Origin of the sequence: uncultured Campylobacter sp., assembly GCF_938030785.1 — a bacterium.
In the GTDB taxonomy this organism is placed as follows: domain Bacteria; phylum Campylobacterota; class Campylobacteria; order Campylobacterales; family Campylobacteraceae; genus Campylobacter_B.
In genome coordinates, this window is the sequence record NZ_CALHIK010000134.1 from 19,477 (window position 1) to 43,894 (window position 24,418).

The 24,418-nt window shown below is 49.7% G+C and carries 24 protein-coding genes; 12 read left to right on the top strand and 12 right to left on the bottom strand.

Features of this window, described 5'->3' with window-relative positions:
* Positions 1 to 253: 253 nt before the first annotated feature.
* From Q0438_RS07595 to Q0438_RS07610, 4 genes are all read right to left on the bottom strand, one after another.
* Positions 254 to 1,534 (bottom strand): dihydroorotase family protein, encoded by a 1,281-nt coding sequence (locus Q0438_RS07595; RefSeq protein WP_299189862.1) that lies wholly within the window; start codon positions 1,532 to 1,534, stop codon positions 254 to 256.
* Positions 1,531 to 2,460, bottom strand: a complete 930-nt coding sequence (locus Q0438_RS07600; RefSeq protein ID WP_299189865.1) for an aspartate carbamoyltransferase catalytic subunit — start codon at positions 2,458 to 2,460, stop codon at positions 1,531 to 1,533. Before Q0438_RS07600 ends, Q0438_RS07595 begins: the two co-directional genes overlap by 4 nt.
* Positions 2,461 to 3,289: 829 nt before the next feature.
* Complete coding sequence (locus Q0438_RS07605) at positions 3,290 to 4,102, bottom strand: hypothetical protein (RefSeq protein ID WP_299189867.1); 813 nt, start codon at positions 4,100 to 4,102, stop codon at positions 3,290 to 3,292.
* An 11-nt stretch (positions 4,103 to 4,113) separates the two neighbouring features.
* Positions 4,114 to 5,244 carry a CinA family protein gene (locus tag Q0438_RS07610; RefSeq protein ID WP_299189869.1) on the bottom strand — a complete coding sequence of 377 codons (1,131 nt, stop codon included), beginning with the start codon at positions 5,242 to 5,244 and terminating at the stop codon, positions 4,114 to 4,116.
* Positions 5,245 to 5,362: 118 nt separating this feature from the next.
* On the opposite strand from Q0438_RS07610, the gene ileS reads away from it, so the two are divergent.
* The 7 genes from ileS (at position 5,363) to Q0438_RS07645 (ending at position 14,129) form a co-directional block, all read left to right on the top strand.
* Positions 5,363 to 8,122 (top strand): isoleucine--tRNA ligase, encoded by a 2,760-nt coding sequence (ileS, locus tag Q0438_RS07615; RefSeq protein ID WP_299189871.1) that lies wholly within the window; start codon positions 5,363 to 5,365, stop codon positions 8,120 to 8,122.
* Positions 8,123 to 8,218: 96 nt separating this feature from the next.
* Entirely contained in the window at positions 8,219 to 9,577 is a 1,359-nt protein-coding gene (gene gatA, locus Q0438_RS07620) for an Asp-tRNA(Asn)/Glu-tRNA(Gln) amidotransferase subunit GatA (protein WP_299189873.1), read from the top strand.
* A gap of 2 nt (positions 9,578 to 9,579) precedes the next feature.
* The gene (guaB, locus tag Q0438_RS07625) at positions 9,580 to 11,031 is read left to right on the top strand and encodes an IMP dehydrogenase (protein ID WP_299189875.1); all 1,452 of its coding nucleotides are present in this window, start codon (positions 9,580 to 9,582) and stop codon (positions 11,029 to 11,031) included.
* The gene (locus tag Q0438_RS07630; RefSeq protein ID WP_299189877.1) at positions 11,028 to 12,134 is read left to right on the top strand and encodes a homoserine O-acetyltransferase; all 1,107 of its coding nucleotides are present in this window, start codon (positions 11,028 to 11,030) and stop codon (positions 12,132 to 12,134) included. Before guaB ends, Q0438_RS07630 begins: the two co-directional genes overlap by 4 nt.
* Positions 12,124 to 12,309, top strand: a complete 186-nt coding sequence (xseB, locus tag Q0438_RS07635; protein ID WP_005872361.1) for an exodeoxyribonuclease VII small subunit — start codon at positions 12,124 to 12,126, stop codon at positions 12,307 to 12,309. The genes Q0438_RS07630 and xseB overlap by 11 nt, the downstream gene beginning before the upstream one ends.
* Before the next feature lie 9 nt (positions 12,310 to 12,318).
* On the top strand, positions 12,319 to 13,467 hold the full coding sequence (locus Q0438_RS07640) for a carbon-nitrogen hydrolase family protein (RefSeq protein WP_299189879.1): 1,149 nt from the start codon (positions 12,319 to 12,321) through the stop codon (positions 13,465 to 13,467).
* Positions 13,464 to 14,129, top strand: coding sequence for a ThiF family adenylyltransferase (locus tag Q0438_RS07645; RefSeq protein WP_299189880.1), 666 nt, complete (start codon positions 13,464 to 13,466; stop codon positions 14,127 to 14,129). Before Q0438_RS07640 ends, Q0438_RS07645 begins: the two co-directional genes overlap by 4 nt.
* 246 nt (positions 14,130 to 14,375) lie before the next feature.
* On the opposite strand, the gene Q0438_RS07650 is transcribed toward Q0438_RS07645, so the two are convergent.
* The 5 genes from Q0438_RS07650 to Q0438_RS07670 form a co-directional block, all read right to left on the bottom strand.
* Complete coding sequence (locus tag Q0438_RS07650; protein ID WP_299189882.1) at positions 14,376 to 15,845, bottom strand: ankyrin repeat domain-containing protein; 1,470 nt, start codon at positions 15,843 to 15,845, stop codon at positions 14,376 to 14,378.
* Positions 15,846 to 16,024: 179 nt separating this feature from the next.
* On the bottom strand, positions 16,025 to 16,435 hold the full coding sequence (locus tag Q0438_RS07655) for an Rrf2 family transcriptional regulator (protein WP_299189884.1): 411 nt from the start codon (positions 16,433 to 16,435) through the stop codon (positions 16,025 to 16,027).
* Between the two features lie 80 nt (positions 16,436 to 16,515).
* Positions 16,516 to 16,947, bottom strand: coding sequence for an Rrf2 family transcriptional regulator (locus Q0438_RS07660; RefSeq protein WP_299189886.1), 432 nt, complete (start codon positions 16,945 to 16,947; stop codon positions 16,516 to 16,518).
* The gene (locus Q0438_RS07665; protein WP_299189888.1) at positions 16,944 to 17,150 is read right to left on the bottom strand and encodes an NAD(P)H-binding protein; all 207 of its coding nucleotides are present in this window, start codon (positions 17,148 to 17,150) and stop codon (positions 16,944 to 16,946) included. The genes Q0438_RS07660 and Q0438_RS07665 overlap by 4 nt, the downstream gene beginning before the upstream one ends.
* A 43-nt stretch (positions 17,151 to 17,193) precedes the next feature.
* The gene (locus tag Q0438_RS07670) at positions 17,194 to 17,568 is read right to left on the bottom strand and encodes a cupin domain-containing protein (RefSeq protein ID WP_299189889.1); all 375 of its coding nucleotides are present in this window, start codon (positions 17,566 to 17,568) and stop codon (positions 17,194 to 17,196) included.
* A gap of 164 nt (positions 17,569 to 17,732) precedes the next feature.
* Here Q0438_RS07670 and Q0438_RS07675 point away from each other — a divergent pair, with 164 nt between their 5' ends.
* The 5 genes from Q0438_RS07675 (at position 17,733) to Q0438_RS07695 (ending at position 21,206) form a co-directional block, all read left to right on the top strand.
* Positions 17,733 to 17,867 (top strand): hypothetical protein, encoded by a 135-nt coding sequence (locus Q0438_RS07675; RefSeq protein WP_299189890.1) that lies wholly within the window; start codon positions 17,733 to 17,735, stop codon positions 17,865 to 17,867.
* A gap of 52 nt (positions 17,868 to 17,919) precedes the next feature.
* Positions 17,920 to 18,870 (top strand): cation diffusion facilitator family transporter, encoded by a 951-nt coding sequence (locus Q0438_RS07680; RefSeq protein WP_299189891.1) that lies wholly within the window; start codon positions 17,920 to 17,922, stop codon positions 18,868 to 18,870.
* Positions 18,871 to 19,471: 601 nt separating this feature from the next.
* On the top strand, positions 19,472 to 20,050 hold the full coding sequence (locus Q0438_RS07685; RefSeq protein ID WP_299189894.1) for a hypothetical protein: 579 nt from the start codon (positions 19,472 to 19,474) through the stop codon (positions 20,048 to 20,050).
* Between the two features lie 155 nt (positions 20,051 to 20,205).
* The gene (locus Q0438_RS07690) at positions 20,206 to 20,589 is read left to right on the top strand and encodes a transporter (protein WP_299189896.1); all 384 of its coding nucleotides are present in this window, start codon (positions 20,206 to 20,208) and stop codon (positions 20,587 to 20,589) included.
* Positions 20,590 to 20,651: 62 nt separating this feature from the next.
* A complete protein-coding gene (locus Q0438_RS07695; protein WP_298706082.1) occupies positions 20,652 to 21,206 on the top strand; it encodes a hypothetical protein in 555 nt (184 codons plus the stop codon).
* A gap of 3 nt (positions 21,207 to 21,209) precedes the next feature.
* Here the strand turns inward: Q0438_RS07695 and ribD are convergent, their stop codons facing one another.
* The 3 genes from ribD to rbfA form a co-directional block, all read right to left on the bottom strand.
* Entirely contained in the window at positions 21,210 to 22,367 is a 1,158-nt protein-coding gene (ribD, locus tag Q0438_RS07700; RefSeq protein WP_299189897.1) for a bifunctional diaminohydroxyphosphoribosylaminopyrimidine deaminase/5-amino-6-(5-phosphoribosylamino)uracil reductase RibD, read from the bottom strand.
* Positions 22,368 to 23,002: 635 nt separating this feature from the next.
* Positions 23,003 to 23,422, bottom strand: coding sequence for a ribosome maturation factor RimP (locus Q0438_RS07705; RefSeq protein WP_299189898.1), 420 nt, complete (start codon positions 23,420 to 23,422; stop codon positions 23,003 to 23,005).
* Positions 23,415 to 23,780: a 30S ribosome-binding factor RbfA gene (rbfA, locus tag Q0438_RS07710; protein ID WP_291935762.1), complete on the bottom strand. Its 366-nt coding sequence runs from the start codon at positions 23,778 to 23,780 to the stop codon at positions 23,415 to 23,417. Before rbfA ends, Q0438_RS07705 begins: the two co-directional genes overlap by 8 nt.
* Positions 23,781 to 24,418: the final 638 nt, after the last annotated feature.

Sequence of the window (24,418 nt, forward strand, 5' to 3'; positions counted from 1 at the left end):
TGCGCTGCGAAATCGAGGGTCACGCCTATCCCAAGTAAGCTTGCCCGTGAAATTTTAAAGACAAGTCGCCGTGCCTACGCTGCCGCCAAATTTAAAATAAACCAATCGCACTGTAAAATTTTAAAAGTAAGTCGCTGCGCCCAAACTAGCTAAATTTAAAATAAAGCAATCGCTCCGTTTATGCTACGAATGCCGCTCGTCCGCAAGCCGCGCCCGCAAAGCCTCCGATTGCAAGCTCCGCGCCGCAAGCGCCCTACGCTACGACGTTTGGAAACTCATAGACCACGCGGCCGCTTTTGATCGTGCAAACCGCAGCGCCCGTAAGCTGTTTGCCGAAAAGCGGTGAGTTACGCGATTTGGACTTATTTAGCGCCTCGTCGTAAACGTAGGAAATCTGCGGATCGATGATCGCGACGTCGGCCAAAAGGCCCTCTTTAATCTCGCCCTTGTCTTTTAAATTTAGAATTTTAGCCGGGTTAAACGAGCACAGCCGCACCATGTCTTCAAGGCTGATGACGCCCTCGTTTACGAGCCGCAGCGTAAGCGGCACGAGGGTTTGAAGCCCCAAAATTCCAAACGGCGCATGGTCGAATTCTACGAATTTATCGTCAGTGTTGTGCGGCGCGTGATCAGTTACGATGGCGTCGATCAGACCGCTTTTAAGCGCCTCTCTGATCGCTTGCACGTCGCTTTGAGTGCGAAGCGGCGGCGACATTTTAAAATTCGTATCGTATCCCATCAGCTCGCGCTCGTCGAAGGTGAAGTGATGCGGCGTAGCTTCGCAGGTGACGCGGATGCCCTCGCGCTTAGCCTGCTTTATGAGCTTTAGCGACCACGCCGAGCTTACGTGCGCGATGTGGATGTGCCCGCCCGTCTTTTTAGCAAGCAGCAGATCGCGCGCGATCATGATCTCCTCTTTTTCGCTCGCCATCCCCTTTAGGCCGAGGATCGCGCTGACTTTTCCCTCGTTCATCACGCCGCCGTGGCAAAGCGAGCAATCCTCGCTGTGATTTATCACGAATGAGCCGAAGTGCGCGGAATATTCGAGCGCCTGTCGCATCACGGAGCTGTCGGTCACAGGCAGCCCGTCGTCGCTGAAAGCCACGCAGCCGGCTTCCAGCATATCGCCCATCTCAACGATCTTTGCGCCCTTGCAGTCCTGCGAGATCGCGCCTATGGGCAGCAGATCGATCAGTCCGCGCCCTTTAGCCTTAGCGATCATCGCGCGAGTAATGCTGGAGTTGTCGTTCACGGGCCTAGTATTCGCCATCGGAAGGCAGGTCGTCACGCCGCCTGCGACCGCGGTTTCGCTGCCGCTGATGACGTCGTCTTTGTATTCGAGCCCCGGGTCTCTGAAATGTACGTGCATATCGATGAGACCGGGCATCACGAGCTTGCCCGCAGCGTCTATGACGCGATCTGCGGCGGGACACTCGCGCGTGATCTTCGAAATTTTATCGCTCTCGATCAGGACGTTTGCTTCCTCGCTGCCGTCGTGATTAACGATCGTACCGTTTTTTATCAAAATTTTCATCGTACGCTCCTGTTTAAATTTATCGTATGAAGTATCGCCATTCGCATCGCCTCGCCGTTTTCTACCTGATCTAAAACGCAGCTATAGCGCGGATCGTCGGCTACGTCGGAGTTGATCTCCACGCCGCGGTTGATCGGGCCCGGGTGCATTATCATGACGCCCTCTTTTGCCGCTTGCATTCGCCTCGCAGTAAGTCCGAAAAATTTCGAGTACTCGCGCACGCTCGGGAAGCTCGGCTCGCCGTCTTGCCGCTCAAGCTGTATTCTTAGCATAATGATGACGTCGGCGCCCTCGATCGCCTCCTCTACGCTTTTGCATATCGGGCAGCCGAACGCGTCGCAGTCGCGCAGCATCATCGGAGGGCCGAAGAGCCGCACGTTTATGCCTAGTTTTTTCATCGCCCAGATGTCGCTTCTAGCCACGCGCGAGCGAAATATATCGCCGATGATCGCGACGTTTAAATTCTCGATTCTGCCCTTGTGCTCGCTGATCGTAAAAAGATCCAGTAGCGCCTGGCTCGGGTGCTCATTCAGCCCGTCGCCCGCATTTACGATCGATGCGTCGCAGTTGGCCGCGACAAATTTCGCCGCACCCGAGCAGCTGTGGCGCAGCACGAAGATATCCGTGCGCATCGCCTGCATATTTCTGATAGTGTCGATCAGCGTCTCGCCCTTTTTCGTGCTGCTGTCTGCAGCCGTGAAATTTACGCTGTCCGCGCCCAGGCGCTTGGCTGCGATCTCAAAGCTCGTGCGGGTGCGGGTGGAGTTTTCAAAAAACGCGTTGATGACCGTCTTGCCGCGAAGCGAGTCGGATTTTTTGACATCAGAGCGGTTGAGCGCTTTAAACTCGCGCGCTAGACCTATAAAGTCGTAGATGTCCTCGCGGCTTAGATCCTGCGCGCTAAGAAGATGCTTTAGCTTATACATTCCCTCTCCTTTTTTGGGCCGAATTTCAGCCGTAATTGTATAAAAAAATCTCTGATAAAATTTTAAAATTTAAGAGCTGGGCTCAAATTTAGACGCGGAATTTTGCTTGGAATTTCATTTGAGTTCGCATACGAAGCGCGAGCGGAATTTTAAAATTTTACCCGCGGCGGCATGCGGAATTTTGAAATTTTACCCGCGGCGGGCGGCGGAGCGGATACGAAGCGTAAATTTAAAATTTTAAGAAGCGCCACGGACTATGAAATAGTCGCGTAAATTTAAAATTTAGCGAAGCGGATGCGGAGGACGAAGCAGCCGCATAAATTTAAAGCTGTGCGTAAAATTTTAAATTTAACAGGACGGCGCGGACGCTCGTGCTGCACGGCTCGCCGCTGTTTTGCGCGGACGCTATAAATTTAGCGAGCAAGGAAAAGCGGTTTGGATCGGACGTGTCCCGATCGGGGCGCGTAGAATTTAGCGCCCGAGTACGGGGCACAAAATTTTAACTCCCCAGTGCGGGACGTAAACCGGCCTTGCGCGGGTTTTTTGCAAACTGAAATCGTGCAACGAAAAAATTTCCGTGCGCCGCAACGCATGCGCCGCAAAATGATGAAATTTAAAAAATCTTACGCCAAGAGGATGAAATTTTAAAAAGCCTGCGTCGAAAGATGATGGAATTTAACAATGCTTGCGGCCCGCACGCAAAATTTTAAACCGCCGTCCGAGTAAAATTTAACGAAACTGCCGCGCCGAGCAAATTTAATAAAATTTAGCATCGTTTCTCTGCGAGCATTCTCCACAACAAACAAATTTAAGCTAAATTTAGCCGCGCTTAAATTCTAAAGCTTTGCCTATCAGTCGCCTCTTCAAGCTCGGATTTATCGTCGTGCTCTTGCGAACGCCCGCCGCGCGGCTCCTGCTGTGGCGCGACGCCAAATCCCTCCAAGACCTTACCGATACTTTCGTTTGCGTCCTTGATGATGCCTTGCAGGCTTTCGCCCATTTTATCAAGGTTTTTGCCCGCCTCGCGCGCCACCGCCTCGCCCTGCTTTAGCAGATCCTTGGTCCTGTCCACGTTGCGAGCGGCGAAATCGTTCAGCGCTTCGGGCGCCTTTTTCTGCAAATTTTGCAAAGCCTCGCCCAAAACTTTAGCATCGTTTGCAAGCTCGTCTATCGTGGAGTTCAGATCGGAGCTCTGCTTGCTCTCAAAACCCTGCGGCGCGGAGCCTCGTATAGAGCTTTGCGTAGAGCTTTGAGTGGAATTTTGCCCCGAGCTATCCGCGCTTTTATTAAAATTTTGCCCTTGATTACCCGCGCTAAAATTCTGTTCCGAACGCGTGCTTTGTTCGCGATCTTGTCTGTCCGATCCGCCGTCGCAGCCGCTTAAAATACATGCCGCAGCTAGCGCCAAAGTAAAATTTCGCGCCGCATTTATAAAGCTAAAATTTCTAGCGCGACCCTCTGAGATAAAATTTCGCTCGCCGCTAGCCCGAGTAAAATTCCGCTCGCCGTATACCGAAGTAAAATTTCGCGCACTGTCTGCCGAATCGAAATTTTGCCATCGTTCAAAGCCCTGCTCGCCGCTCGTTCGGATAAAATTCTGCGCCGAATCGCGCCCGCACCCTTTCAAAATTCGTCTTTTCAAAATCCGCTCCTTTAAATTTCATCTCTCGCAGACGCGCTCGGAAGTCGCCCGAAAAACAGATCACTTCTAAGCTTTAAAAGCAAGCAGATAGCGATATCAGCGCTTTGTTCGCGGATGTAGTTTCGATCGCCTTTTAGATGAAATTCCCCGACGATCTGTTTGCCGCCCTGCTCCTTCGCGCCGATAAAGACCGTCCCCACGGGCTTTTGCGCGCTTCCGCCGCCGGGGCCCGCGATACCGCTTACTGCAAGAGCGAAGCTCGCCCCGCTGCTTTGTAGCGCGCCCTCCAGCATCTCGCCCACGGTCTGCGCGCTGACCGCGCCGTAGCGAGCGAGCGTATCTTCGCTCACGTTGAGCCAGAGATTTTTTATCTCGTTGGCGTAGCTTACGAGCGAGCCGTCAAAAACGTCGCTCACGCCCGCGACCGCGCCGAATTTTGCGGCGATGAGCCCTGCGGTGCAGCTTTCGGCAAAGGTGATCTTAGCGCCTATTTCGCGCAGTCTATCCACCACAAAGCCCATAAAATCGCCGCCTTCGATGTAGCAGCTCTCATAATACTTGCCGACGCTTTGCAAAAACGCGTCCAGCGCTCCAAATTTCATCGCACTGGCGCGCACTAGCAGCAAAAAGGAGCTGGGTCTGCTGATCGTAAGCGAAATTTTATAGCTGATCGCAAGGCTCTCTAGGCGCTGCTTTACGCTTTCGTATTCGCAATCGAAAAGATAAAAGCTCTCGCCCGCGCTCGGCGCGTCTTGAAGGATCGGCGGCAAGCTCTGCAAGCAAAGCACCTTGATCACGTTTACCGAGCAACCTCTGACGTTTAGCAGGAAGCTATTTTTCGCCACCGTGCGCGCCATCGAGGGCGCTAGGGTTTCTCCGTTTTTCAGCTCGAGCGAATCGAAAGAGAGCGTCGATAAAATTTTCCCGACGACCGCGTAGGCGGAGTTTGCCGCAAAGATCGTGATAAAATCGTACGAATCGATCATCTTTTCAAGCGCGAAGGGCAAAACCTTATCGTTTTCGCTTAAGAATTTCAGATCGTCCATCCGCCCAAAAACTCGTTCATAGCTGCGAGAAATATAGCTCATCAAAGCCGCGTCGTAGCGGATCTCCTCGCCGATTACAAGGATGATATTTTTCATAAAGACCCTCATTAAATTTTCGCACATTATAGCATAAACGCAGACTGCTCTTTCAGAGCTTTTTAATGGCGTTTTGGATAAACTTCACAAATTTTTTAAGACATGAAAAGGTACAAATATGGACTACAAAGATACTCTCTTTCTTCCTACTACGGATTTTGCGATGCGAGGCGCACTGCCGCAGAACGAGCCTGCGCGGTTTAAGGCATGGTACGATGAGCGTAAAATTTACGAAAAGATGAAGGCTAAGCGCAAGGGCGCAAGCGTTAGCTTTAATATCCACGACGGCCCGCCGTATGCCAACGGACACCTCCACATCGGCCACGCGCTGAATAAAATTTTAAAAGACATCATCACCAAAACCCATTATTTTTTCGGCGAGGAGATCCGCTACGTGCCGGGCTGGGACTGCCACGGCCTGCCGATCGAGCAGCAAGTAGAGATTAAACTAGGTGAGCAGAAAAAATCGCTTTCAAAAGTGCAGATCCGCGAGTTTTGCAGACAGCATGCCAAAGAGTTCATCGACGTGCAGCGCAATGAATTTAAAGATATGGGGATTTTGGGCGACTGGGACAATCCGTATCTGACGCTAAAATTTGAATTTGAAGCTGAAATTTACAAGGCGCTCTGCCAAATCGCGAAAAAAGGAATTTTAATCGAGCGAAGTAAGCCCGTATTTTGGAGCTGGGCGGCAAAAAGCGCGCTTGCAGAAGCCGAGGTCGAATACAAAGACAAAGAGGACTACTCGATCTTCGTGGCGTTCGATCTAAGCAGTGAAGCGAACGCTAAAATCGGCGCAAAAGGCGCCAAAGCGGTCATCTGGACGACCACGCCTTGGACGCTGCCCGCAAACGGCGCAATATCTTTGAACCCGAATGAAATTTACGCGCTGACGAGCGAAAATTTAATCCTTGCTAAACCTTTGGTCGAAAGCCTCGTAAGCCTGGGCATCACCAAGGGCGAGATTGTTAAAGAATTTAAAGCCGCCGAGCTTGAGGGCTTAAACGCAATCAATCCGCTAAATGATAGAGCTTCGAAATTTATCCTCGGCGAACACGTTTTAATGGACGGCGGCACCGGGCTCGTGCATACGGCTCCGGGACACGGCGAGGACGATTATTTCGTAGGGCTTAAATACGGCATCGAAGTGCTGATGCCGGTGGATGAGGGCGGATGCTTTGATCAAACCCTTAAAACTAAAAAACTTTTCCGCGAAGACGTCGTAGATGAGCTCGTGGGGATGCATATCTTCAAAGCAAACGAGAGAATTTTACAGCTTTTAGGTCCCGCGCTTATCAAATCCGGTAAATTCGTCCACTCCTATCCGCACTGCTGGCGCACGCACAAGCCGGTAATCTACCGCGCGACGAAGCAGTGGTTTATCGCGATGGATGAGCCTAAACTCAGCGGCAAGACGCTGCGCCAAGTAGCCCTTGAAGAGATCGGGAAAGTTAAATTTTATCCGCAAAGCGGCATCAACCGCCTAAGCTCAATGATAGAAAACCGCCCCGATTGGTGTATCTCGCGCCAAAGAGATTGGGGCGTGCCGATCGCGTTTTTCCGCGACAAAAGCACCAAAGAGCCGATTTTTGATGAAAAAATTTTAAATAATATCTACGAGATTTTTAAAGCCAAAGGCGCGGATGCTTGGTGGCAGATGGAAATTTCGGAGCTTTTGCCGCAGGACAGCGGCTATAAGCCTGAAAATTTAGAAAAGGTGATGGATATCTTAGACGTTTGGTTTGAGAGCGGCTCGACGTGGAAGGCGGTGCTGCAAAGCGGCGTTTACGATGCGGGCAAATTCCCTGCGGATATGTATCTTGAGGGCAGCGACCAACATCGCGGCTGGTTTCAAAGTTCATTACTTCTGAGCTGCGCGATCAACGAATGCGCGCCGTATAAAAGCATACTCACTCACGGATTTACCGTCGATGAGAAGGGTCAAAAGATGAGCAAGTCCGTCGGAAACGTCGTCTATCCGCAAGAGGTCGCAAAGAGCCACGGCGTTGAAATTTTACGCCTTTGGGTCGCGATGAGCGATTATTCGACCGATCTAAAGATCAGCGACAATATCCTTAAGCAGGTAAGCGAGCAGTACCGCAAGATCCGAAATACTATAAGATTTCTGCTCGCAAGCACCAGCGATCTGGGCGAGATCGAGACGAGTAATTTTACGCGGCTTGACCGCTGGATCCTAACGCGCGCTGCAAACGCCTTTACGGGCGCGGAAGCGGCGTTTAGAAACTACGATTTTTCAAAGGGCTTCAATCAGCTACTAAATTTCTTAAGCGCCGATCTGAGCGGAATTTATCTTGATATCTGCAAAGACAGGCTCTACTGCGACGCACCCGACGAGCCGCGCCGCAGAAGCGCGCAAAGCGCGATCGCGCTAATCACGCGAGCGCTATTGCCTCTGATCGCGCCTACGCTAACCTACACGATCGACGAAGTAATGCAGTTTGCGCCGAGTATCATCAAAGAGGGCAAAGAAGACGTCTTCGATCTGATCTACAAGCAGGTAGAATTTGACGATTTCATAGAATTCGACGAAATTTTAATCAGATCGAGGGAGAAATTTTTCGAACTCATCGACGCGCTGAAAAAGGACAAGATCATCAAATCGACGCTTGAGCTGGTTTTGCAGACGAGCTCGAACGAAATTTTATCAAACGACATCCTAGGCGTAGCGGATTGGTTCATGGTAAGCGACGTGGACACTCTGCAAAGCGGGCCGGCTCTGGCGGAGTTTAAGATAAACGACGAAATTTTCCGCCTTGTAAAATCATCGAAGCACAAATGCCCGAGATGCTGGAAATTTAACGCAAAAGAGCCTGATGGGCTCTGCCCGCGCTGCGCGAAGGTCATGCATGCTCGCTAGCCCCATAAGTCTCGGCTTCGTATTTTTTACGATCGCGCTGATCTGCGTAGCGACGGGCGTGGGGATCTATTTCGTGAATAAATTTAAGGATGGCAGATGATAAGTTTGAAAGAGGCTCTAAAGCTGAGCGGGGATGAAATTTCAGCGCTTAGAGCGGAGTTAAAGGATAAAATTTTAAAAACTAAAGAGCTCGGCGCCTACGTCGAGCAGCTCACGGGCGAGGCTCTAAACATCAGCGGCGAGGGCGTACCGATCGCGATCAAAGATAACATTCAGGTAAAAGATTGGAGCGTCACCTCGGCGAGTAAAATTTTGCAAGGCTACGTCGCGCCTTACGATGCGACGGTAATCAAAAAGCTACGCGAGCGCGGCCTGGCGCCGTTTGGACGAACGAATATGGACGAGTTTGCGATGGGAAGCACGACCGAGAGCTCATTCTACGGCAAAACTCTAAATCCGACCGATCACTCGCGCGTACCCGGCGGCAGTAGCGGCGGAAGCGCGGCTGCCGTAGCGGCAAATATCGCCGTAGCCGCACTCGGAAGCGATACGGGCGGCTCGATCCGCCAGCCGGCGGCATTTTGCGGCTGCGTAGGCTTTAAGCCGAGCTACGGCAGGGTCAGCCGCTATGGGCTCGCGGCGTATTCGAGCAGCCTCGATCAGATAGGACCGATTACGCGCAGCGTCGAGGATGCAGCGATTTTATACGACATCATCGCAGGCCGCGACGAGATGGATAGCACGAGCTACGCGGGCGCTTACGAAAGCACCGCGGATAAGCTAAACGCCGATCGCAAGCTTAAGATCGCCGTTATAAAAAACTACGTGGACGAGGCCTCGCAGCAGGTCAAAGAGGCTCTAAATTTAACTATAGAAAAGCTAAAATCATTCGGCCACGAGATCGTTTACCGCGATCTTTGCAGCTCCAAATACGACATCGCGACCTACTACATCATCGCAACCGCCGAGGCTAGCGCAAATTTAAGCCGCTACGACGGCGTGCGCTACGGAAACCGCGCGAAGGCTCTAAATTTAAAAGAGCTCTACGCCAACACTCGCGGCGAAGGCTTCGGCGACGAGGTCAAAAGAAGAATGCTTCTAGGCACCTTCGTGCTAAGCAGCGGCTACTACGACGCGTATTACATCAAAGCGCAGAAGGCAAGAGCCTTCATCAAAAGCGAATATGAGGAAATTTTAAAAGACGCCGATTTGATCTTTATGCCGATCGCGCCGGGCGTAGCGTATAAATTCGGCGAGCTTAGCGATCCGCTTCGCGCATATCTTAGCGACATCTACACGATCGGCGTAAATTTAGCGGGAGTTCCCGCGATCTCCGTGCCGGTAGCAAAAAACAAAGAGGCTCTTAATATCAGCGCGCAGCTCATCGGGCGCGCCTACGACGAACAAACGGTGCTGGACGGCGGCTTGAGTTTAGAAAAAATCGTGAAAGGATAAGTATGAAGATCGTCAAAAAGGCTCTGACCTTCGAGGATGTTTTGTTGGTACCGCAATATTCTGAAATTTTACCCAAAGAGGTCGATATCAGCACGAGTTTTACGAAAAATATCACGCTAAATACCCCTCTCGTGAGTGCTGCGATGGATACGGTCACCGAGTACCGCACCGCGATAATGATGGCGCGCCTCGGCGGCATCGGCGTGATCCACAAAAATATGGACGAGGACTCCCAAGCCAAGATGGTTCGCCGCGTAAAAAAGAGCGAAAGCGGCGTCATAATCGATCCTATCTCGATCAAGGCGGACGCCACGATCAAAGACGCTCTCGATCTGATGGGCGAGTACCATATCAGCGGCATTCCCGTCATCGACGACAACGGCGTGCTGATTGGGATTTTGACCAATCGCGACCTGCGCTTTGAAACCGACACCGCCGCGCTAGTAGGCGAGAAGATGACCAAAGCTCCGCTAATTACCGCTCCAAAGGGCTGCACTCTAGATGACGCGGAGAAAATTTTTAGAAACAGTAAAGTAGAAAAACTTCCGATAATCGACGCGAACGGCCATTTAGAGGGGCTTATTACGATTAAAGACCTTAAAAAGCGCATCGAATATCCAAGCGCTAATAAAGACAAATTCGGACGCCTTCGCGTCGCCGCGGCGATTAGCGTAGGCCATCTGCAAAGAGCCGAAGCACTCGTCAAAGCGGGCGTAGATGCGCTTGTGATGGACTCTGCGCACGGACACTCCAAAGGCATTATCGACACGCTTAAGGAGCTGAAGCGAAATTTCGACGTCGACGTAGTAGTCGGAAACGTCGCAAACCCCGCCAGCATAAAAGATATCGCAAACGCAGGAGCGGACGCGATTAAAGTAGGTATCGGCCCGGGCTCGATCTGCACTACGCGTATCGTAGCGGGCGTGGGCGTGCCGCAGTTTACCGCGATCAACGATTGCGCGATCGAGGCGGCTAAATTTGGAATTCCGATCATCGCAGACGGCGGCATCAAATACTCGGGCGACATCGCCAAAGCTCTAGCTGCGGGCGCAAGCTCGGTGATGATGGGAAGCCTGCTTGCGGGCTGCTACGAAACCCCGGGCGAGCTCATTACGTTTCAGGGCCGCCAGTACAAAACCTACCGCGGTATGGGCTCTTTGGCGGCGATGCAGAAGGGAAGCTCGGATCGCTACTTTCAAGACGGCACCGCAAAAGAAAAGCTCGTACCCGAGGGCGTCGAGGGGCGCGTACCTTACGCGGGCATGTTAAAAGACGTGATCTTTCAGCTGCTAGGCGGCTTGCGAAGCTCGATGGGATACTGCGGCAGCAAGGATATCGCGACCTTTCAGCAAAAGGCGGAATTCGTCGAGATCACGAGCGCAGGTCTTAAAGAAAGCCACGTCCACGACGTCATCATCACGCAGGAAGCGCCGAATTACCGAGTAAATCAGTGATCCTTCAAAGCAAAATTCAAAATTTCGACGAGCCGCTTTATCTGGAGAGCGGCCGCGTCTTTTCCAACTTCAAGCTCGCCTATGAAACCTACGGCGAGCTAAATTCCGATAAATCCAACGTCATCGTCATCTGCCACGCCCTAACGGGCTCCGCGCACGCCGCGGGGCTCTACGAGGGCGACGTCAAGCCCGGCTGGTGGGACGGGCTTATCGGCGATCATAAGGCGGTTGATACGACGAAATTTTTCGTCATCTGCATAAACATACTGGCTTCGCCTTTCGGCTCCACCTGCCCGCTCGATATCGATGAAAGCAGCGGCCGCGAGTACCGCTTGCGCTTTCCGGTAGTGGTCGTCTCGGACGTCGTGCGCGCGCAGATGATGCTTTTAAAGCGCCTAGGTATTTCGCGCGCCCGTGCCGTTATCGGCGGCAGCCTAGGCGGCATGCAGGCGCTGTGCTACGCGATCGAATATCCGGAATTTGCGGATGAAATTTTCGTGCTGGCAAGCACATACGCCACGCAGCCTTGGGCGATCGCGTTTAATAAGATCGCGACCGAGGCCATCTTGCGCGATCCGAGCTTTAAAAACGGCAACTACGATAAAAATCTGATCGCCGAGCGCGGGCTTGACGGCATGGCGGTGGGGCGCATGGCGGGGCATATAAGTTTTTTAAGCCCAAGCTCGATGCAGGATAAATTCGGGCGCAACTACGTCGAAACCGACGGTCTTTACGAGATCAACGGACGCTTTCAGGTGGATCGCTACCTTGAATACAACGGCGAAAATTTCGCGCGCAGGTTCGATCCGCTGTGCTATCTCTACATCGCCAAGATGATGAATATATTTGATTGCACGCGCCACTACGGCAATCTCAAAAACGCCTGCGCGCAGATCAGATCGCGCCTACACCTCATCTCTTTCAAAGGCGACGTGCTCTTTCCGCCGGAGCTGATGAAAGAAATTTACGATGCGATGAGCGATCTGGGCAAAAAGGATCGCGCGAGCTACGCGCAGATCGACAGCGACTACGGACACGACGCGTTTTTGGTCGAGATAGAAAAATTTGATTACATCATAAAAAGGATTTTGGATGAGTTTTGAAGAAAAAATGGAGAAGATTAACGCGCTTTTAAAGAGCCTAAACGACAAGGATCTAAGCCTAGAAGAGAGCGTGAAGCTGTATAAGCAGGGTGTGGCGCTGCTAAAAGAGGCGAAGGAAATTTTAGAAAACGCCAAACTCGAGGTTGCCGAAATAAACGCGCCCGAGCAGGCTTAGGAGGCGACGATGATAAACGTATGCGTTTTGCAACTACCGACGCTTTCGATGAGCGAAAATCGGATCGATTACTATATGAAGGTCGCCAAAGACAACGGCGCGCGGATCGTGCTGCTGGGCGAATATGAGCTAAATTCCTTCTTTAGCGAGCTTAAAAAGATGCCCCGCTCTATCGCGTGCGAACAGAGCGAACACAAGCAGGAGCTGATGGCGCGGCTGGCTGCCAAATACGACCTGCATATCGTAGCGCCGATAATCAGAGCCGCTAGCGGCGCGATTTTGAGGCAAGCGGGCATCTTCGGCGGCGCGGCTCAAAAGAGCGTGCACGGCAGCGAAAATTCTTTAAGTCTTAAAGGCGAGCCCGGTTGCAAGGGCGAGCTAAATTCTAAGAGCACTTTAAATTCCAACGATGGTTCAAATTCTAAAGGCGCTTTAAATTCCGCAAGCGAGCAGAGTTCCAAAGGCGGCTTAAGCTCCTGCGGCGCAAAATCTTTAAATTTCAAAACCTCAAATTTAAAAAGCGCCCCCGAAGCCTCAAACGCTCTAAATTCCAAAGAAAGCCAAAAAGACGCAAGCGAAGAGGAGATCTTTTGCGCGAGCGAAAACGAGCCCATCTGGGTGAAATCCTGCGCTAAATTTTCGCCCTCGGAGGTGAAATTTTACGATCAAAATATCCTGATGGACTATCCGCACTGGAACGAGGAGGGCTTTTTCGCCAACCGCAAAAGCCGCAAAATCGGTAAAATTTCGCCGATGATCTTTAGCGAAGGCGGCGTAAAATTCGGCGTGTGTTTTGGCTACGAGGCGCATTTTGACGTATTTTGGCGCTATTTTATGCAAAAAAACGTCGGCTGCGTGCTCGTGCCGTGCGCCTCGACCTTCGAAAGCGGCGGGCGCTGGCGCGAGCTTTTGAAGATGCGCGCGTTTACGAACTCGCTCTACGTCATCCGTGCCAACCGCATCGGCGAGGCGAAATTCGGCGATAGCGAGTTTAAATTTTACGGCGAGAGCTTCGTCGTAACCCCCGGCGGCGAGATCGTAAACGAGCTGAAAAACGAAGAGGGCGTGCTGATGTGCGAAGTGGACGCGGACGAGATCGCTGCGGCGCGCGGACTGTGGAAATTCCGCAAAAATCTAGTCAGCAGGGGGCTTTTATGAACTACTTTCACAGACAGATCCAGCTTTGGGGCGAGCAGACGCAGCGCGCGCTTGCGGACAAGCGCATCCTGATTATCGGCGCGGGCGGGCTTGGAAGCAGCCTTTCTTACGCACTCGGCGCAAGCGGCATCGGGCGGATCAGCGTCGTGGATTTCGACACGGTGGCGCTTCACAATATCCACAGGCAAATTTTATTCACGCTCGAAGACGAGGGCAAATTTAAAGCGGATGTTTTCAAAAGCCGCGCGGAAAGCCGCTACGACGGCGTGAGCGTAGAGGTGTACAAGAGCCGCGCGGAGGAATTTTTCGCTAGCGCGACCGCCTCGGGCGAGAAATTTGATCTGATTTTGGATGCGACCGACAATCTCGCCACGCGCGCGCAGATCGATGCCTTTGCTAAGCAAATAGGCGTACCATGGGTGTTCGCGTCGGTGGACAGCTGGCAGTGCCAAGTCTGCTTCGTGCAGAATGCGGATTTTAAATTTTTCCCGAGCCTAAACGCGACGCCTGCGGGCATAACGGCTGCGATCGTGATGTTTGCGGCGAGCTTTGAGGCAAACCTCGCTCTGCGTTATCTGGCGGGGCTTGAGGTCGAAAAAGACCTGCTTTACTACGCGAACTTTTTTGGCGGCGAGCTGGAAGTTAGGAAGATAAGGCTGTAAATTTTGATTTGTGGACGGATAAATTCAAGATACAACCGCTATTTCAGTGAGAAATTTATAACTTAATTCATCTTACACATCTTCGAACATATGGCAAGCGAAATCTTTCATACAAGATACAGAATTGTGGCAATGGTTAAATTCCAGACAAAATTTAGCCATTACTTTTTCACTATATTTAAGCTATCGAAATTTTAGAATTTTATAAACTATATTTTAAATTCCTAGTCTTATAAAATTTAGTACTCATTTTTTCACTCCTTGAGATTTGTCTATCTTATCTTGTAGATTTTTTACATATTCATTGAAAAGCATCTGATTGCCGTTATATTTAATCATTAACTTATTGCGGCTCTTGCTATTTAAAACTAAGTTATATTTTTCTGCAAAATTAAGGTATGCTATAGCTGCTTTTGTGTCAGGAAATGTGACATTTCTATCTCTAAACCGAGCTCTTAAACTATCAAATTCTTTTTCGGTTTTTATATCCTCTTCTTTCAAATTCGTTAATTTCTCATCGCCGCAATATCTGCCATACTCTCTTACGGCGGTATCGTAATAATTGAGTATTATCGGATCGGGCGTGATTTGAATGCTTTTTTCAGGTTTCGGGTCGCCAAACGGGAAATTCTTGCGTTCCTCTTCGTGCTGTTTTGCTACCCTTTCATTTATCGCGGTTCCATATCCGCCTAAAATTTTCTCTCCTTTTCGATAATCTCTCATATGAAATATATAAACCCATTTCTTGCCTAAGCTATCCAGATAATACGTAATGCAGTGTTCGTAAGCGAGATCCAATTCCTCCTGCGTAGGCTGCCCTATTACATTATATTTCAATAAAATATCTAATACAGGCTCATAGTTAGGAGTTGAATTTAAAAGAATATAATACGACCTTGGCAAAATAGAATTTTTAGCATCACTTACAATATATATGTAATCGTACTTCTGATCACTCAATTGGGGCTTATATCCGTGATCTAAGATTATTTCTATCATTTTTGAAAAACCATTTGTAATCAAATAATATAAGGGGTCAATATCTCCTTTGGGTCCAGTTCTAAAAACGCAAGCATCCTTATCCAATTTTATATAAGCCTTGCCATTGTCGACTAAAATCGGGCTACTGGTTTTATATATTGGACAGTCCAAATACCACTGCACCGCCTTCACCTCTTCAAATTTAACCCCGTTATCTAGTAATAGTTTTGCCGTTTTGGTGGAGTTGTTTTCTATCGCATAGGCTAGCGGACTAAGTTTATATCTGTCCTTATGCCTCATATCCGCCCCTAGCTTTATAAGCTCTTTAGCGGTATTTTCATCGTCGTAAAACGCGCTATAAATAAGCGGGCTAGTGCCTGCATGCATCTGTAAATTTACGCTTAGATTATTGTCTTTTAAGAAGCTTAAAACGCCGTTAGTATCTTTAGCCTTTAGCATAAGCCGAAGCTTTTTTAAAGTAGCGTTTTCTTCCCAATGAGAATTCGTATATTCCGCCTCATCATCAATATCCCAGTAGCGAAACGCAAAGCTATCGACCTCTTCTTGGCTTACGTATTTGCTAAGACCTGGCACTTTGGAAACATTAGTATCGGCAGTAACGGTAAAATGGGTTTGTTTACGCTCCGTAAGACCCGATCTTTCGGCTAGCAGATACAGCGCGCATACGACTACAGCGCAGATAGCATAAATAAACCGAAGTTTAAAGCTTTTCAAAATTTCCCTCCTCTTTAACAAAACGTCATTTTGCTATTTTGGAGCGCATTATAGCCCAGATTAAATTAAATCGAAATTTTACATGGCGGGCGGGTAAAATTTTATATAAATTTAGCCCGCAAGCCTTGAAATTTGAGCAAGTTTAGAAGATAAATGCGTATTTAGAATTTTAATTAGCTTTATTCTAGATCGCTCAAAAGATCCGCCAAGCTTACGCTTGATAAGGACTTTTTAAAATCATTCTGAATACGAGCAAATCGCGGCGCGAGTACCGCCTCGATCTTGCCGCCCACGGGGCAGGCGCGCGGCGAGCCTTTGTGCAGGCGAAACATCGCGTCCTCCTCGCTCACCGCCTCGTAAATGTCTAAAAGCGTGATGAGCCGCACGTCGCGAGCTAGCGTGATGCCGCCCACGCCCGCGGTCGTGAGCACCAAGTCCGCGTTTTTTAGCTGCGAGATTAGCTTGCGCGCGATGGCGGGGTTTATCCCCGAGCTTGCGGCGACGAAATCGCCCGTGACCTTCTCCTCGCGAAAATACGCGACGCAAAGCATGATGTGAACGGCGAGTGAAAATTTGATACCTATTTGCATAACCGGCCTTGATTTAAATTTAAAACCGCACGTTAGTTTCGTGCGGCGTTATTTTAGCTAAATTATGCAAAATTTTAAGCTCACGCTCTCTCGCCGACGGCGGTAAAGCGCTTTTGCACGAAAGCGCCGTTTTTTAGCTCGTCTATGACCGCGAGCGCGAGGTCTGCGTAGCTGATGTAGCTCTCGTTTTTGGAGTTTAGTATTAGATTATCGCCGCCAAGGACATATTTGCCCGTGCGAGCGCCGTTTGCGTCATAGTCTCCGGCAGGCGAGACGTAGGTCCAGAGCACATCGGTTCTGCCTTTTAGCTCAAAAAACGACTCCGCCGTAGCCCTTGCCACGCCCATATACTCAGGCGGGAAGTCAGACGTATCCATAGCCATAGTGCCTTTATCGTCCACATATAGCGTACCTGCGCCGCCGATGACTAGTAGCCTTGTTTTTGTACCGCTAAGCGCGTCTGCTAGGTGTTTTGCTACCTTTTTATGAAGCCCAAATGTTTCGGGCGTCATGCCGCAAATGCGCTAATAACGGCGTCAAAGCCTTCCAAATCGGCTTTGCTAAGCTCAAAAACGTCTTTATAAACGACTTTTACGTCGCCATTTTTATACCCTTTGTTTCGCACGATAGCCGTTACGTCATGCCCTTGCTTTAGGGCTTCTTGCACCAAATTTGAACCTGATTTTCCGTTTGCTCCGATGATTGCTACTTTCATTGTTTCTCCTTTAAATTTGATTTGTTTTTATTTCTGCGTAAATTTACAGCCAGCTTGGCTTTACATCGTCGTTTATCACGCCGTCGCCGTTAGTGTACTGCTCCAGGCTGCCGCGTTTGGTCTGGATACAGATAAACCTCATCCCCTGCGCGCCCGCCTTAAAGCACCTTTTGCCGTCCGGATCGATGCGGATCGCGTCGCCCTCGCTGACCGCCTTCTCCTCGCCGTCGATAAAAAGCGTGCCGCCGCCTTTTAGCACCAAGTAAAGCTCCTCGTTTTGCTTGTGCGAATGCACGAAAGGCACGCTCACGTTTGCGGGAAGCTCGTTGATAGAGAGCTCGCAGCCGCTTAAATTTAGAGCGTCTTTTAGCTCGACTCTGGGTTCGTTTTTCGTTGAAAGGATCTTGTAGTTTGACATCTTCGTCTCCTTAGATTTTTGTTGTAATGCTATAACTTACAACTGATGAACGAAGTATAATAAAATTTTGTTGTAATGTCAAGAGTTACAGCAAAAATTTCGCAAAATTTAGTGCAAATTTTAAAATCAGCTAAAATCCGCGCGATTTTAAACAAAAGAATTTTATGCAAAATAGCGCATTTAGAAGGCTTACGATCAGCCCCAGCGACACACCGAGGCTGATAGAGGAGTTTAGCAAGCTAAAAGACATCGGCAAGCGCGTAAACATCGAGCTAGAATGTAAAATAGATAAAATTTAGGCGCTTTTTTGAGGTATAATGTATCTAAAATTTCCCGAAAAACGAGGTCAAAATGCACGAAAAACACGCCCATTGCGCGCATTCGCACACGTCAAACAAGGTCGTTTTGAGAAATTCCTTCCTTATAATCTCCGCTTTTATGCTGGTCGAGGTCGCGGGCGGCTTCGCGACGAACTCGCTCGCCCTGCTCTCAGACGCCGGGCATATGCTCTCAGACGCCGCAGCGCTCGGGCTTTCGCTATTTGCGTTTAAATTCGGCGAACGCAAGGGCAATCTGCAAAAGACCTTCGGCTATAGGCGGATCGAAATTTTAGCCGCGACGATAAACGCCGTCACACTCATAGTCATCGCTGTTTTTATCGTCATCGAGGCGGCGCGGCGCCTGCAAAACCCGCCCGAAGTAGCCACCGCGGGCATGCTCGCCATCAGCACGCTGGGTCTTGCCGTAAACATCGTCGTGGCGCTTTACATGCTGCGCGGTGGCGACGTGAGAGAAAACGTCAATATGCGCGGCGCCTACCTGCACGTGCTGGGCGACGCTGCGGGTTCGGTGGGCGCGATCGCGGCGGCTGTGCTGATGATGTGCTTTGGCTGGGGCTGGGCGGACGCGGCGGCTAGCCTGCTCGTGGCCGCGCTCATCGTAAAAAGCGGCTGGGGCGTGCTAAAAGAGAGCCTAAACATCCTGATGGAGGGCTCGCCAAAAAGCGTGAGCCTAGACGGGCTCGTCGCACAGATCAGAGGCGTGGACGGAGTGCTCTCGGTGCACGACCTGCACGTCTGGAGCATCACGAGCGGCGCAAATGCGCTAACGGCCCACATCGTAGTTAGCGGCGAGCTGAGCGTGCGCGAAGCGGAGCAGATCTTGCGCGAAATATCGCACGAAATGGAGCATCTGGGCATCACGCACACGACGCTACAGCTTGAAAGCAGTGAAAATGACTGCGCCGACGAGCTAATCTGCGAAGTAAGATCAAGCGACGAGCACTTGGGGCATAGTCATTAAATTTTGGATTTGGAATTTTGCTTGATCTGAAATATAAAATTTGGCTTGATTTGGAATTTAAAATTTTGCTTGATCTGAAATTTTAAATTTTGCCCGCGCCGTGGAATTTCGGAATTTTAAAAATTTTACGCTCGTTGTAAAATTTTAAATCCTTTCGTATGGTGGAATTTTAAAATTTCGCCCCGCGGACGCCATTTAAAAATCAGGCGCTGTACGCGTAAAATAGTAGAATTTTACGCAGCAGGTCGCTGCATCATTCAAAACGGCGCCTATACACGTTTGTGGAATTTTCAAATTTGACGAGAACGGCAGTCTAGCAATTGCGGCGAAATTTGGCAGAAACTTGGAATGGTTTAAATTAGCCAAACACTATCTATTCTAATAGCGCTAAAATGACGCACGCACGCCGCCTTTTAAATTTAGCCAAGCGATTCGCGCCAATAAATTTTAAAATTCCGTGCCGCGAATTGAGCTGCAAATCGAGCTGCAAATTTAAACTACTCTCAAAATTTACCTAAATTTCACTCATTATTTTCCTACCGATTTGAGTCTGTTAAAAGCAAATTTGACGTATAATCTCGCGAAATTTCAGGGAGCCAAGGTGCGCAAAAACATAAAATACCTAATTTACAAGTTCTTTTTGGGCAACGTCTTTTTGGCTATTTTTGTGATTTCATTTTACGTTGTTTCGTGGCATATTGAAAATATTTCAAATATCGATCTTATGAGCCTTTTGAAGGGATATTTTTTATTTCCGGGCGATATTCGCCTGCCTTTTACGACGGCGATTCTTGAGCTATTTGCCTTTTACATCAGTAGCAGTTTGAGCGATTTTTACGTCAAAGGGGTCGATCGTAAGCTAAATTTTATATTTTTCATCGCCTTTGCGACGATAGGAATTCTAGCGCTTACCGCCGTTACTTATATCATAGTATTCGGTTTTATGCTATTCGGTCTGGATCTGGATAAAAAATTAGTAGCGATATTATCCGCCGTGATATTATTCATAGGCACCTATTCCACGGCATTTTCATTTCGCAAAAGCGATTACGAGCTCGGTAAATTTTTACAAATCGTTAGTCTAAAAAGGCGCTGGAATGCCAACGAAACACTATCGTCTATTTTATTGCTTATAGGCGTAATAATATGGTTAAACTTTATCGTTTTTGAATCTAAATAAAGCTAAGCGCACCGTTTAAATTTCGTCCGTAAGCGTAAATTTCATAGGCGTAAATCGCCCGCACGGCGCGATGAAATTTTAAGCACGGAATACTTTTTATCAAAATTTAAACCTACGCATTATAATTACAGGAATTAAAAGGACGGCAATCGGTTATGAAAAGAGATATATTAATCGCGATTTTAGGCTTACTTTGCGTCTTTATAGATATTAATTACATAGGTTTTCTTATCGTATTAAATTTGATGGTAGTCTTGGTTTGCGCCGCTTTTCCTTTTATGAAAAAGAACTATATATTTTTTCTACTGCTTGTCGTAAATTTAGCTTTGTATTTTAACGCTATCGACACCCCTTTTGAAAAGCCCGAGCTTTGGACTTATCATATACCGGCACTAGCAAATGCGACATACGGGTTAAGCGCCCTAATTTATGCTTCGGGATTTGTCGCTTTTGTTCCGCTTGCGGCATATATCTGTTTTTTATATTCGCTCTGTGTCGTTGCCTGCGGCATACGTGAGAAATTTCAAAGTTTACGCTAAATTTACGATTAAAATTTTAAGCCGTTGTTTCGTATAATTTCGCAGAATTTTAAGGATTGCGTATGAAAATATATTTCTACAAATTACTTCTGGGCATCTTACTGACGGGCATATTTTCATTCTCGCTCGGCTTTACTTTATCGCACGTAAGCATCATATCGAATGCAGTTTTTGGCGCATCGCTATTACCCTACGCTTCCTTGGGCACCGAGGTCGTAAAAGCTATCCTAACGATAATTTCAGCATTTTATATCGCTGATAAAATTATAGACTTTCGCATTTTAGGCATCGATTGCAAGCTAAATTTTATATTTTTCATCGCCTTTGCGACGATAGGCGTGATTATCGTTAGTCTGCTATCTTTATTTATGATCGTCGGCATAATGATATTAAATAAATCAGAAATTGCATTTGCGGCGATGTGTCTATCCCTCGGATCGATTTGGACCGCTTGGTTATTTCATATCAGCGGATACAGGCTCGGGGCTTTCTTGCAAAATTGCAGCCCAACGACAAAATCTACGGCAAGAAAATACAACATAGACAAGGCGCTATTGGTCATTATAATAATAGTAGCGCTGCTGATTCTTATACCGATAATAGCGAAGCTTTTGTGATTTTTATTTTAAAATTTTAAACCAGCCGTAGAATTCGTTCGCTTCCAGGTGCGGATCGCCCGCGCGAGATATAAAAAGCGGCTGTAGCGCGGCATTTGCTCTAAAATTTCCCGCGTCCCTCATCTGCGCGCCGTAAAAAATAAGCGCGTGGCTTGCAAACTGCGCGAACTCGTCAAACGAACTCGCCCCCGCCTCTATCATCGTGATTTTCGCGCCCGCGGGCAGCGAGCGCGAGACCTCTATCTTGCGCCCTTCGACGCCGAAAAGCGGAATGCTCGCATCAAAATCCGAAAGTGCGCGGCGCGAGTATATCCAAACGTCGGGTGCGCGCGGCTTTAGATTTTGCGGCGCGGCACGCACGTCTAGCACCAGCATATCGGCTCTGCCTGCCAAAGTGCTAATTTCGTCAAATTTAGCCGCACGCACGTCCAGCGTCGGTCTGTCGGCGCGCACGGTTTGTCCGCCCACGCCTACGTAATCGCACACGCCGCGCAGCTCGTGCACGAACGCGCGCTGCTTCTCGCTGCCGATCCGCCCATGCACCGCGCCGTTTAGCGTGGCGTTGATTTTGATGAAGCAAAAGCCGCTCGCGCGCGCCAGATAAAACGGCTCCGCAAGCTCTGCTGCCGCGGCACGGCAAACGTCAAATTTCACCTCTATGCCCCCACGGCGTAAAATTTCCGCACCGCCCGCAGCCTGCGCATTCGTATCGCGCGCGCCGATTACCACGCGCGATAGCCCGAGCTGCGCCAAAAGCTCGGCGCAAGACGGGGTCTTACCGCGGTGCGCGCAGGGCTCGAGCGTGACGTAGGCGCAAGCGCCGCGCAAAAGCCCGCCGTGTCGGTTTAAGATAAAATCGTAAGTGAAGCTCGGCTGCAAAAGCGCGCTTTTTAGGGCTTCTAGGTTTTGAAATTTAACGCCGAATTTGCGGGCGTATTCGCGAGCGAAATCCCGCGCGAAATTTGCGTCCAGATCGCACAGCGCGGCGAAAACGGCGTTTGCCTCGGCGTGTAAAAATCCCGCCTTTTTGTGCGCGCCTATGCCTAGAACTCTGCCGCCCTTATCCAGCAGCAGGCAGCCCACGGCGGGGTTTGGTAGCGTCAAGGCCTGATAGCGCCACGCAGCCCGCAGCGCCAAATCCATGTAAAATTCGTCGTTCATAAAAGATCCAAAATTTAAATTGTCCCGCTCCGCCGCGCTTGTTTAGCCGATTTGCGATTAAGCCGTGTTTGCAAATAGATACTGGGGCATAATTCGCAATACAGGCGCTGCAAAATTCACGGGCGCAGTATTTGTCGCGGGCGATAAAATCTAAATTTACGATAAAACGTAAAATTTAGAATTCTACTTTGCAGCAAAAGGTTTGGAATTTTACCGCACCCAAAACGGCGCGTAAATTTTAAATTTAGCCGCTTTCGGGCGCGACGTAAAATTCCAAAGCAACGCGCAAGCGTCGCGCAAGCGTCGCGCAAAACTTATCTTTTAGCGGCGCAGTGTGAAATTTCAAAGCGCCGCCTAGTAGCGCGGAAAATTACCTTTTATCGGCGTAACATAAAATTTCAAAACAAGCAAAGCGGCACCGGAATTTTAAAATTCTGCGCCGAGCGCCGCGAGAGATCAAGAGTAACAAGGAGCTGCCAAAAGCAATCGGGAGCTGTAAATTTCAAAAGCAATTTTAAAATTTAAACCTCAAAATTCGGAGCTGAAATTTCAAACTCATAAATCCCGCGCGGTAAATTTTAAAGCTTCATTCGCAAAATTTCAAATCTGCGCGCTGGGCTTTAAAATCCGCGCCGCTACCACTGCACGTAGGTTCGCGCCTTTTTGATCTCGTCAAGTCGCACGCTTACCTCGCCGCCGTCCGTGCGCAGTCTAAGCACGCCGCCTTCGCAGCCAAGCACCTCGCCGCTTAGCTTCTGCCCGTCCGTGCGGCTTAGGCGCACCAGCTCGCCCGCGGAGTTTGCGAAATGCTGCGGCTTGCTTAGCTTGCGCTCAAGCCCGGGCGAGCCGACCTCCAGCGTCCACTCACCCTCAAGCGGCGGCTCCACGTCGTAAATCGGCGAAAGTAGCCGCGATAACCGCTCGCAGTCGTCCAGGCCTACGCCGCCTGCTTTCGTGATGCTGATGCGGTAGATCGTCCTGCCGTTTTCGCTCACCGTCTCCACGTCGTAAAGCTGCACGCCGCATTCGCGCGCCAAAGCCTCTAAATCAACCATTTTTGCGCAGCTCCTCCTCTATTTTGTCGAAAAGATCGTCCATTTTGTTTTGATACTCCAAGCGGTCGTCAAATTTGAAGTGAAACGCGGGGCAGCGGTACCAGCCCTCCGCCTCGGCGCAGAAATTTTGCAAATATCTAGCCACGCGGCCGAGCTTTTCGAGCACGAATTCCTGCTCGCGCTCGTCGAAGGCGTTTTTATCCAGATATACAAACGCGTCGTAGCGCCCGCGCTTGCACTCCACGTCGGTGACGCACAGCCCGCGCAAAAGCTCGTCCTCAAGGCTCGCGAGCGCTTCGGGGATGAGCTGCTTTAGCACGCTTTGCGTGCGAAGTCTTCTGAGTTCGATCGGGTTCATCTTTACCTCGCTATCTTAAATCGCCGTAGATTATACGGCGTGGAATTTTATTGCTCCGCTGCGGAATTTTATCTCGCGTCCGTCTCGCGGCGGCACGGAATTTTATTTCGTTTCGGCGCGGCGACAACGCAGAATTTTATCTCGCTTCGGCATGGCGACGCGGAATTCTATTTCACTTCAGCGCGGCGAAATATCCGTCCTGCGGCGACGCGGTCTGTTTAAATTTGACGCGGTTTGCGTCGCGCCAGAGCGTCTATTTAAATTCTGAGCGGTTTACTGCGCGCAGACACTGCGAGCGGCGCCGCACCTTTTAAAATTTCGCTCTTGAATTTTAAAAGGCACAAGCCCTGCTTTGAAATTTTGCTTTTAAATTTTAGCCCGCGCGCTTCGCGCTTAAATTTAAAACGCAGATCACATATAATTTCATGGCTCGCGTACGAAAGCTCGTCGCATAGCCACACCGCTACCGCATAAATATTTCCGCGCAAGGCGCAGTTCTATTCTGCGCCGTGCTCTGCTCGCCACGACGCGTTATATTCGCTGCGCACTGCCTGTCTTGGCGCTGCCCAATAGCACCCGCGCGCCGTTGCGGCTTTATTTTGCGTCGCTTGCACAGCGCTATCCTCCGCGTCGCTGTT